Below are 4,125 nucleotides of genomic sequence, written 5' to 3' on the forward strand. Positions count from 1 at the left end.
CCGCGCAGCCCCGGGCACGACCACGCTGGGTCCGGCACCCCCGCCGGTGCCGGACCCAGCGTGGTCGTGCCCGGGGCTGCGCGGTGGCCGAGGCCCGTGCGGTAGGCGTCCAGAGCGGCTTCCGTGCGGCCCGTGCGGCGGAAGAGGTCGCCCAGGAGGCGGCACAGGTCGGCGAGGTCGCCTCCGGCTCCGCTCCGCTCCAGCAGGGCGAGGGCCTGGACGTAGTGCCGTTCGGCGGCCTCGTTGTCGCCGCGCTCCTCGGCCATCAGGCCGAGGAGCCGGTGTGCCCCGGCGGCGTGCACGGCTCCGTGGCTGTCGCCCAGGTCCAGCAGACCCGACAGCAGTTCGGCCGCTTCCGGGCCTCGGCCGAGCCGGCGCAGGACGTCCGCGAGCTCCACCTCCACCTGCGCCGTGTACAGCGCGGCCCGCCTGGCCGCCAGCATGTCCCGCGCCGTGCGCAGCTCCGCCTCCGCCGAGGCCAGGTCCCCGTTCTGGGAGTGCACGTACCCCCGCATCCAGTGGCAGTGCGCCAGGTCGGTCCGCAGCTGCAACTGCCGGTACACCGACTGCGCCTTCGCCAGTGAGGCGTCCGCTTCGGCGACCCGGCCGGATGCCAGGAAGGTCCGCGCCACCTGCCGGTGCATCCCCGCGACCAGCGCCGGGTCGCGGACCTGAGGGGCGAGCGCCAGGGCCGTCTCGGCGGCGTGCACGGCGCGCGCGTGCGCGCCCATGTCGGTGTACGGGCTGATGACCGCGGTGTAGAGCAGCACCAGCGCCTCCGGGTCGGCGAGCCCGCCCGCGGTGAGTTCGTCGATCGCCGTCTCCAGCAGGTAGCACGCGTAGCGCAGCTCCCCGGCCAGCAGGTGGGCGACGGCCCGCCCGCGCACCGCCCGCGCCTTCCGCGGTGGCGGCTCGCCGGCGAGGAACTGCTCCGCTGCCTCGAAGCGGGCCGTCGCCGCGGCGAGATCCCCGGCCTCCAGGGCGCATTCGCCGAGCCCGAGGAGCGCCTCCGCCCGCTCCGGGTCCAGGCCGAGCCGTTCGGCGTCGTCGAGCAGCTCCCGGTACAGGCCGGCCGCTTCGGAGGCGTCGCCCGTGGCCAGGGTGCGCTGCGCGTCGGTGAGGCGGAGCCGCAGCTCGGTCGCCAGGTGCGGGGGGCGCCCCGTGGACAGCTCCTCGTACGTCGTCCCGAGCCGCCCGGCGAGGAACCGCAGCGCGGCCTCGGAGGGCCGCACCTTCCCCGCCTCCAGCGTCGAGATGTACGCCGGGGTGTAGGAGGGCTCGGCCAACGCCCGCTGGGTGAGCCCTCGTTCGGCGCGCAGCCGGGCAACCCGCCGGCCGATCTCGACCGGTTCGTCCATGCCTACCCCCTGGTGGTTCCAACTCCCCGAGTATTCAGGGGAGACGAGCCATTGCGCACGCCCTGTGCACCCCCCTAATTTAAGCAGCCGGTTCACCTCGCTTACTCCGTCACTTAACAGCCTCGCCTTCTCACCCGGGGGATGACGTCATGAACAGAGCCGCCCGCAGGGCGCTGCGCGCCGCGGCCGCCGCAGCCGGCGCCACCGCACTGCTGCTGGCCGCCGGACCCGTCGGCGCGACAGCAGCGCCCCGCCCCGCCGACGGCGCCCCGCAGGTGGAGGTCCCCGGCCCGGAGGACGGGGCGGTCGCCGGCTCGGGCCACATCCGGGTGACCTCGCCGGGCCGGGCGGCGAGCGGGGCGCGCCTCTCGGACGCGGCCCGGGCCGCCGACGGCAAGGTCACGAAGGCCGTCGACAACGGCCCCACCGCCGACCGCCTGGACGTCGTCGTCATCGGAGACGGCTACACCGCCGCCGAACTCGACCGCTTCCACAGCGACACGCAGGCCAAGTGGGCCGAGATCACGGCCGTCGAGCCGTACGCCACCTACCGCAACCTCTTCAACGTGTGGACCGTCGACGCCGTCTCCCACGACTCCGGCGTCACCGGCGACCCGGACCGGGGCACCGTCCGCGACACCGCGCTCGGCTCCTACTTCTGGTGCGAGGACATCGAGCGGCTGCTCTGCATCGACGAGGAGAAGGTGGACTCGTACGTCGAGAAGGCCCCCGACGCCGACCTCGTCATCGTTCTCGCCAACAGCGCCAAATACGGCGGCGCCGGCTACAACGAGCGCAGTGCCACCCTCGGCTACGAGGGCATCTCCACGGCCTCGGCGGGCAACGCCAAGTCCGGCCAGGTGGCCATCCACGAGACCGGCCACTCCCTCGGCAAGCTCGCCGACGAGTACTGGTACCCGGACACTCCCGGCTACGAGAAGTACGAGGGCCCCGAGCCCGCCGACTCCAACACCTCGACCCTGACCGCCGACCGGATGGCCGCGGCCCGCACCAAGTGGCACCGCTGGCTGGGCGAGCCGTCGCCGGACGGCGGCACCGTCGGCGCGTACGAGGGCGGCGGCTACTACGCGACCGGCCTGTTCCGGCCCACCGACAACTCGCTGATGCGGGTCCTCGGCAAGCCGTTCAACCTCCCCGGCACCGAGGCGATGATCGCCGGCTTCTACCAGCACGCGAAGCCCGTCAGCGCCCTCACCCCCACCGACCGGGTGCTGCGGCTGCCGCGGCGGGCCGAGGTGTCCGTCCCCCGTCTGACCGGCGCGGACGGGCGGCAGCTCGACGTCCGCTGGTACCTCGACGGCCGCGAGCTCAAGCGGTTCGCCGGGCGCACGGACGTGGCGGTCGCCGAACTGTGGCTCCTGGACCTGCGCACGCACCGGCTGTCGGTCACCGTCGAAGACCGCACCCCGGCGGTCCGGGACCCGAAGGCGGCGGAGTCCCTGCGCACGACCCTGACGTGGAAGGTCCGCCTCTAGCCCGCCCCCGCCGCGTACGTCCAGAACGCCCGCATCACCTGCGGGGCGGTGGGGCCGGTGAGGACGACCTGGGTGAGGAGGATCGCCGCGGAGCCCCGGGACGGCGTCACATGGGCGGCCGTCCCGGTTCCGCCGACCCAGCCGTAGCGGCCGGGGACGTTCCACGGGGCGCGGGGCCGGACGTCCACCGAGCCGCCGAACCCCCACCCCTGCCCCTCCAGGAACGGTTCGGCGTCCGCCCGCTGGTCCGGCGTCAGCCAGTCCGTCGTCATCCGCTGCACCGACTCCGGCTGCAGCAGCCGGCCCCGCCCGCCGTCCAGGGCGCCGCCCGCGAGCAGCATGCGGGCGAACGCGTGCCAGTCGTCCGCCGTCGACACGAGCCCCCCTGCCCCGGAGGGGAACGCCGGGTCGGTGCTCCACTGCCCGTCCGGGGCGTCGACACGTTCCAGCCCGCCGGCGCCGTGCCGGTAGAGGGACGTGAAGCGGCCCAGATCGGAGGCGGGAACCGAGAAGCCCGTGTCGGCCATGCCGAGGGGCTCGAAGACGCGCTCCTCCAGGAACGCGGGCAGCGGAGTTCCCGAGACCCGCGCGACGAGGACGCCCAGGACGTCGTACGAGGTGTTGTACAGCCAGGCCTCGCCGGGCTGGCGCAGCAGCGGGATCCGGGACAGCGCCGCCATCCAGGCGTCCGGTGCGGGCACCTGCCGGGGCTGCGGCGGGCCCTGCCCCAGCTCGGTGACGAGCGGCCGGACCGCGGGCATGTCGGTCCCCGCGGGGGAGAAGCCGATGCCGGCGCGGGACGTCATCAGGTCGAAGACGGTGATCTCCCGGTCGGCGGGGGCGACCTCGCGGACCGGCCCCGCCGGGGTGCGCACCACGACGGGCGAGGCCAGCTCCGGCAGCCACGGCGCGACGAGGTCGTCCAGGGCCAGCCGGCCGTCCTCGACGAGCATCAGCACGGCCGCCGCGGTGACGGGCTTGGTCAGCGAGGCGATCCGGAACAGGGAGTCGCGGACCATCGGCGCGCTGCCCTCGACGTCGGCGCAGCCGACGGCCTCGACCTCCAGCCGCCCGTCCCGGGACACCAGCCCCACCGCCCCCGGCAGCTCCCCGCGGTCGACGTACGGCTCCAGCAGCTCGCGCAGACCGCCCATCACTACCGCCTCTCGCAGGTACGCCGTCGGGGGTGCACCTGCCGCATCCTAGGGTTCCGGCCGCGGCGATCGCGGTTGCGACGGGGGGTACGGGCCCCGGGTCGGCCGTGTGGGGGA

3 protein-coding genes are annotated in these 4,125 nt (G+C 74.9%); 1 reads left to right on the forward strand and 2 read right to left on the reverse strand.

Annotated features, from left to right (window positions below; genetic code table 11):
* On the reverse strand, positions 1-1,358 hold a 1,358-nt coding region (locus EF903_RS29630; protein ID WP_125548084.1), incomplete at its 3' end, for a tetratricopeptide repeat protein.
* Between the two features lie 149 nt (positions 1,359-1,507).
* Between EF903_RS29630 and EF903_RS29635 the strand changes: the two genes are divergently transcribed.
* A complete protein-coding gene (locus EF903_RS29635; protein ID WP_125548085.1) occupies positions 1,508-2,854 on the forward strand; it encodes a M64 family metallopeptidase in 1,347 nt (448 codons plus the stop codon).
* Here the strand turns inward: EF903_RS29635 and EF903_RS29640 are convergent.
* Complete coding sequence (locus tag EF903_RS29640) at positions 2,851-4,008, reverse strand: serine hydrolase (protein WP_125548086.1); 1,158 nt, start codon at positions 4,006-4,008, stop codon at positions 2,851-2,853. The genes EF903_RS29635 and EF903_RS29640 overlap by 4 nt on opposite strands.
* Positions 4,009-4,125: the final 117 nt, after the last annotated feature.

This window comes from Streptomyces sp. WAC05292 (assembly GCF_003949955.1).
Taxonomy (GTDB): Bacteria; Actinomycetota; Actinomycetes; order Streptomycetales; family Streptomycetaceae; genus Streptomyces; species Streptomyces globosus.